Below are 6,123 nucleotides of genomic sequence, written 5' to 3'. Positions count from 1 at the left end.
CGCGCAATGAATGCTCCCGCTGTCCGACGTCCTCCGGCAGGAGCGTCAGATAGGGCGCGACCAGCACCCATTCTTCATCAGACACATCAGATGGGTACGGCTTGCGGGCAGTCATGCCCCGCAACCTAATCGTTACCAGGCCAGAGGTCCATAACAACCTCTAGAGCGTAATCAAACCGTCGCTTATATTGAAAAACGTTACAAGTAATTTATAAAGATAGAAGAAATTGCTACGGATAGTATGCGAGTATCAGTACTATCTTCTGCTTCCGAAGGACTGCCAGCCACGAAGCTGTCGATGCGCAAGGTCTGGAAATGAGGCAAGGGTGGCGCATCAAACGCTTGCTGCACCTCCACCAGATAAACATCCGGCGCATTAGCGGGCGTGATCGTCGCCTCAACTTCCTGCGTGTCTAGGAACAACCGCAGCATCGGCACCGCAACCTTAAACACATGCCGCAGCCTTATGGTCAGCTGCTCCGGCTGCCGGGCCGGTGCCGGGTTCTGGACCATGCCGATCTGGCCCATCCAACGGAATTCACCGGCCTCGTCGCCTTCAACATCGTACCAGCCGAAGCTGTAGGCCTCGCTGTGAGGGGGCAGTTCCACCATAGGCGCATGCACCGGAGAAGCCGCGGTCATTTCTACCTTGGCCTTCGGCGCGTCGTAGACAAGTTGGCGGAAGGCGGCCATCCGGGCGCGCATGCTCTCATCCGGCTCCAGCGGCAGGCTGGTCGCCTCGCCCACCGGCTCCACGGCGAGCTGGTCGAACAGCAGGCAGCTCGCATAGTCGATGAAGGCATCAATCCGCTCCTGCTGCGCGTCCAGCCGCTTGCGAAAGTCGGATGTCAGCGCGGCGATCTGTAGGCTGGTCATTTGCTGGGCTTGCGCCAAGCGGCTCTCCAGCGCCAGGATGCGCTTCGTCTGCTCATCGCCGTCGTTGCGCATGTACTGGAAATTGGCGATCGGCACATCTTCGCCTACCACGTGCAGCGCAATGGAAAAGCCGTTCTCTCCCATATCGGTCGGGTAGAGTTGCACTGCGAAACCGAAGGAGCAGCCGCCATCGTCCAGAAGGCGCGGGCGCTCAACCGCAACGGGACGCATCAGCAGCCCGTTTAGCCGGGCGAACAGCATTGGAGAGGACAGGCCGTTGACGCGGTTGACGGCATAGCCGCGCAGCATGCCCTGGTTGAAGCCCAGCCGCTCGACCATGATCTCGCCAGGCCCCACTAGAGCGGCCGCGGCATCGGGCGTCTTCAGAACCAGCGCCTCGACGTCGCCAACGCTGCTATCTCTGCTGCTTAGCCGGATCGTCGCCGGCAGCTCCACCATTGGCAGGTAGCGAACAGGAACGGACACCCGGTCGCCCACCTTGAAGTCGCCCTGCAGCCGGGTTTGCCCGACCCTTATTCCCATCACATAGGCGGCCACCTCGTCATCCACCTTGCAGTCCTGGCTGCAGCGGAGCAGGATCTGCTGGAAGGTGCTGCCCTCCGGCAGGAAGCTAGGTTGGGTTTGGAGGGTTTCGATCATGGTTCCCGATCGTCAAGATACATGCGCATCGAGGTCAATAATGGTGGGCGAATCGACAACTAAGCAGGCTTGAAACAAGCAGGCTCCCCTAAACGCAGCTTAGTTGTGGACGTGTAAAGGGTCAACTAACCATCAACCTGATGCCCGACAGCACCACGCCATGGCGCCTCCTCCTGCCGCATGCTCTTGCACCTGCGCGGCAGATCTCCGGCGCAGCAGCGCAGCAGGCCGTCGTATTCCCACCCAACTTTTGCGAGATACTGTAGGTAAAGCGTCCAGGAGGCGTTGAGCAGTTCCTTCCGGAAGGCTGGGTTCCCCATGTATTCGCGCATCGCGTCCACAATCTCGGACACCGTCTCCAGGCGGTGCGCCGTATGGCGCACCGGCAGGCCTATGAAGGCGTCCCGTGTCCCGATCGTGGCACGGCCATAGGCTAGTGCCTCCACCGTCTTAATCTTGAGCCCGGTGCCGCCGAGCATCGGGTTCAGCACGCAGCGGACCTTTTGGTAGAATAGGTCAACCGTCGGCAGAACGCCGAGCCGCACCGGGTTCGAAACTAGCGACAGGTTGCGCCGCAGGATAGTCCCCGCCAAAGCCCATGTCATTCCCGCATCCGGGCCCAGCGCTGCGTCGAGCGCTGCGACGGAGCGCAGGTTCCACGGATTGGCGCTGCCTAGGTAACCGAAGGAGAGCAGCGGGTCCGGGTCGATCGTATCGGTCAAGAAATAGGGCGTCATCGGGTGGCCGACCGTCAGCGTCGTGCCGCCGAAGCGGCCACGGATGATGGCCGCCTCCTCGTCCTGGATGCCGATGACCACATCGGCGCGGGCGAAGCCGCGGTCCTCCTCCGCGGGGGAGGTGAAGAACCAGCGCGGCTCGAGGCCATTCTGCTCGGAGACGCGGTGCCGGTCGCCGAACAGGTCGTGCGTATCTAGCACACGCACCGCCCCCTCGATGCCGGTCAGAATACGCGACATCCAGACATAGTTCACGATGACGGCGTCGTACCGCTCCGCCCGGTGCAGGGCGCTCACCGCCTCCACCAGCTCGGTCGGGCACCAGTCATCAAGGCCCCAGCACTCGGCGAAGCACGGCCGGGCCAGCGGAAGCGAGGGCATGAAATGGAAATGGTTCCAAAAGGCGGACATGTGAACCCGCTGCTCGTTCGAAAGCCCTTCCATGCCGTAATAGAAAAAGTCGACCACCGAGCCACGCTGCTTGAGCTGGTGGCCGAAAGCCTGGATGCGTGCCGAGTTCCCCTGGTCCGCCGGGTGCGAAGGGATGGGCGAGACCACCAGGACGCGCACGGCGCGGCTCATACGAAAACCTCGATCTTATGGATGCAAAGCCCCAGGCGGCGGATGCCCTCCGGCTCCTGCACCGTGGCCGGCACCGCTAGCCCCAGTATCGGGCTTCCGGAGTAGCCAGGCGGCAGGTCCACGATCACGCCCGCGCTCGTCTCGGACCAGCGTTCGAGACGGTGCGGCAAAGTGGCGCCATCCAGCGTGGCCACCAGCCCCTCCAGCTGCGCAGCCTTCCCAGCACCTATTACGGCGACTTTCAGCCAGCGCGCCGCGGGCGGCAGCGTGCCGAACACCATGCGGACGTGCCGCTCCGGCCCCGTCCAGACCCAGCTGTATGCCCCATCCGCCTCGCTGCGGTAGGCGCCGTCGTGGATTAGCGCCGAGGCGGGAATCTGCGTCAGCAGCGGCGCATCATGTGGCAACGGCAAGGGGGCCGCGCACAGCACCACAGGACCAGAGGAATCTTCCGCAGCATCCTTGCCGGGCGTGACATGGCCGAAGCCCCAGCCGGCCTCGGTCAACCTGCGGCGCATCTGTGGGGCCGCCTCGGCGGGCAGCAGGAGCGTGTAGCGCGCGGCCTCACCATCGGTCTCGATAACGAGCGGCAGCACCGACAGCGCGGGAAGCCGCGCCACGGCCACGGCCGCCGCACCGCGCACCAGCATCCAAGCTCCGGCCTGGTGCAAGGTTTCCAGGATAGCCGGCGCGACAGGGTCCTGCGTATAGACCAGGCGCTGCCGACCGGGCTGGTTCCACGCCAGCTCCGCCGCCGCGAGCATGGCGGCATCCTCCACCCCGCCAAGGCCGAACAGTGGCCGATGGCCGCCTGCGGCCCGGAACCGCCCGTAGAAGGCCGTGGCGGCGGCCGGTATGGCGCCGGCATCAGCCAAGCCCGGCAGGTCGCTGCGCAGGAACCCTCCCAGGGCGAGGGAGGGAAAGGACAGGTCCAGCAGCGCCAGCGGGCCGGCGGCGGCATCAAGCCAGACGGCCATCAGCTGGTGCGCCTGGGTGGCCAGCACGCCAGCATGGCCCGGCGCGGAGAAGGCGGTGTCACTCATGCCGCGCTCCCTGCGATCTCAAGCTGTAGCAGGATGCCGCTGGCCTGCGCGAGCGGGCCGAGCAACGCCTCCTGCGCCGCGGCGGCGGGCACGCCCTCCGCCGCGTTGTCCGGCGCATCCTCGGGGGCGAGTACGCGCAGATCCATCACCTTCACATGCTCCGGTAGCAATTCCGCTAGCAGTGGCGGCCGTGCGGCGTAGCTGGCTGCCAGCTCCGCCAAATCGCGGAATTTCAGCAGGAGACGGCAATGGCCCGTCACGTCGCGCAGCGTCTCGGCCACGCTCTCGCGGGACAGCGTCTCGCCGCCCTCCATCACCAGGATCGGCGGCACGCTAGGGAGGGGGCGGGGCAGCAGGCCCGGCCGCGGCCGGGTGTGAGCTTGGCTTTCCTCAATGGCCTCACGGTAGCGGGCCGCGACGGATGCCATGCTTAACTCGGTCTCGGCGTAGCGCCGCGCATTGGCCCCGAAGGAGTGCAGCATCGAGCGGTCCTGGTGCAGGGCCCGCACCGCCTGGACCAGGGCCCGGACCTGGTTGAAGACCGGCAGGTGGATCACCGCCTCGCGCGGGAGTTCGCGATAGGAGGCGGTGTCGCTGACGACGCAGCAGCGGCCGGCAGCCAGCGCCCGAGCCAGCGTGCCGGAGCTCTCGCCGACCGAGGGGAAGCGGAGGTTCAGCAGCAGGTCGCAGGCGGCGATCTGCGCGTTGAGTGCCTCCTCGTCGATATAGCCGGTGATGCGCGTGCGCTCGCGCAGCAATGGAAAGTTCTGCAGCTGGGCCGAGACGTCATATTCTTCCGGCCGCTCTTCCCCGGCATGGATCCAGATCAGCTCCAGTCCCTGCTTAAGCACCGCCTCCAGCGCCTCCATCATCCAGTCGAAGCGCTTGGCGCGCGTCGCAAAACCGGAGGTGGTGACGATGAAGGCATCGGCCGGCAGGCCAAGCTTCCGGCGCGCCTCGGCCTGTTCCGGCATGTACGCCGGCGGGGCGAAATGCGGGATGACGGAGACGTGGCGCGTCAGCTCGGGGCCATAGATGGCCTGCAGCTTCGCCCGCGCGAAGTGGGAGTGCACCACCACGCCGGAGGAGCGCTGGAGCAATTCCCGCTGCATGTCGAACAGGGCGTAATTGGCCGCGGTCTTCATGTTCAGCCGCTTCCAGTGGCGCCCATAGACGGAGGCGAGCCGGGGAGCGGAGAACGCCATCTGCGCCAGCATGGGATCTATGCCGCGCGTCTCTAGCTCATAGAGATAGAACAGGCCGATATCGTGGATAGTCACGACGCCGGGGAACTGCCGCAGTGCGCGCAGCACGAAGACGTGGCCGCCATTGTTGCCGATCTGGTGCAGGATCCTGTCATGCGGACCGATGGCGCGGAAAGCTTGGAGTTGGTCGCGCACCGCCACGCCGACTGGGGCAAGGGCGGCCGGGTCGTCGCAGAAGACGGTGCAGTCGTAGAGACTGCGCAACTCATTCAGCAGGGTGCTAGAATAATCAGCAATCCCGTTCCTCTCCGGCGGGAGTGGCGTGAAGACTTTCAGTAATGGTTTAGAAACAGTCAATGTTTCCCCCCAGCGTCATGCCTGGCACAACGCGAGGGAAGCGGAGCCCTTCGCCATGCCTAAACTTGCCGGCTCTAAAACGAGTCTGTTTATCAACCTAAGGTTGATCAATGGAAACGCACTCCGGGGCAGCCTTCAGGCCCCCTCCCTTTAGAATACGCTCTCCTTCAGCTGGCTTCCTGACATCAAATATTTGGCAAATCTGCCTTCTTCTTAAACATTCTGCAAGCTGGGTGCTTCCAAACCCCTCCCCATTGTCGTGATGAACGCCAGCTCTTCACTACTGCGAAACGCCGGAATGAAGGGCGATATACGGAAGCCAAGATTCGCTGTCTGGTCACGGAATGTTGTCAGAACCCGTTGAGGATGGCAATAGTAGAGTACCAGCGGCGGTTTAAGCGCCTGCCGCACGCCGTCCAGGGACGGAGATGAGCCATGCACCAGATCCACCCAAATGCCTGCACCATTCCTGCCGCCCGCGCCGAGATCGCCCGCTCCTCCGGGCCTTCCGGTTTGCTAGAGCGGTTTTCGGCCTGACTGAATCGCTTGTGATCCCGGCGCCGGGCGGAAGGTGATTCAGTTGCCCTGGTATTGGAGGGGCGACGGGCATGTCGAAAGCGCTGTCAGTGGATCTGCGCGAGCGGGTGGTGGCGGCAATAGCGG

At 64.2% G+C, this 6,123-nt stretch carries 5 protein-coding genes; all 5 read right to left on the bottom strand.

Annotation, left to right across the window (positions count from 1 at the left end; genetic code table 11):
* Positions 1-115, bottom strand: a 115-nt coding sequence (locus tag CR165_RS23900) for a transposase (RefSeq protein ID WP_367604219.1), incomplete at its 3' end; no start/stop codon positions are given.
* An 83-nt stretch (positions 116-198) separates the two neighbouring features.
* Complete coding sequence (locus CR165_RS23895) at positions 199-1,536, bottom strand: hypothetical protein (RefSeq protein WP_109519388.1); 1,338 nt, start codon at positions 1,534-1,536, stop codon at positions 199-201.
* Between the two features lie 125 nt (positions 1,537-1,661).
* Positions 1,662-2,843: a glycosyltransferase family protein gene (locus CR165_RS23890; protein WP_146202042.1), complete on the bottom strand. Its 1,182-nt coding sequence runs from the start codon at positions 2,841-2,843 to the stop codon at positions 1,662-1,664.
* 8 nt (positions 2,844-2,851) lie between these two features.
* Positions 2,852-3,898, bottom strand: coding sequence for a hypothetical protein (locus tag CR165_RS23885; protein WP_109519386.1), 1,047 nt, complete (start codon positions 3,896-3,898; stop codon positions 2,852-2,854).
* Positions 3,895-5,367, bottom strand: a complete 1,473-nt coding sequence (locus tag CR165_RS23880; protein WP_109519385.1) for a glycosyltransferase family 4 protein — start codon at positions 5,365-5,367, stop codon at positions 3,895-3,897. Before CR165_RS23880 ends, CR165_RS23885 begins: the two co-directional genes overlap by 4 nt.
* Positions 5,368-6,123 lie beyond the last annotated feature (756 nt).

Origin of the sequence: Teichococcus aestuarii (assembly GCF_003116135.1) — a bacterium.
Classification (GTDB): domain Bacteria; phylum Pseudomonadota; class Alphaproteobacteria; order Acetobacterales; family Acetobacteraceae; genus Pseudoroseomonas; species Pseudoroseomonas aestuarii.
Note: the sequence above shows the minus strand (reverse complement) of the source record. Positions and strands in the feature narration are given on the sequence as shown.